Raw genomic sequence first — 521 nt, forward strand, 5'->3', positions numbered from 1 at the left:
TCACAAAGATTCTGTCATGGAACCTTGGTGTGTTGCTGATGAAGCTTGGGGTAACTTCCTGATTGCGGTTTTTGATGAATGGATTAAGAACGATATCGGCAAAGTGTTTGTGCAATATTTTGAAGCCAGTGTAGAGGCTTGGATGGGGCGCGCTAATCCACTTTGTACGCTGGGTGAGGTGTGCGGTAAGGGGTTAGCGATGGAGCCAAATGGCGATGTGTTTGCGTGCGATCATTACGTTTATCCGGAGTACAAAATTGGCAATATTCATCATGACAAGCTGGATGAACTGGCCTACAGCAAAGAGCAACAGAAGTTCGGTTTTGCAAAATCTCGCTTGTTAACGCAGCAATGTCGAGACTGTGAGTATCAGTTTGCATGCTACGGTGAATGCCCGAAAAACCGTTTCATTCGTACTCGTGATGGTGAGCCGGGACTTAACTATTTATGTGCAGGATGGAAGAAATTCTTTGCTCATGCTGACAAAGCGATGGCATACATTTTACGCGCAACGGGTAACG

At 45.9% G+C, this 521-nt stretch carries 1 protein-coding gene; it reads left to right on the top strand.

Annotation, left to right across the window (positions count from 1 at the left end; genetic code table 11):
* A partial coding sequence (locus R8N49_RS30300; RefSeq protein WP_318190844.1) for an SPASM domain-containing protein occupies positions 1 to 521 on the top strand: 521 nt, incomplete at both ends.

This window comes from Vibrio sp. 1978, from assembly GCF_033344345.1.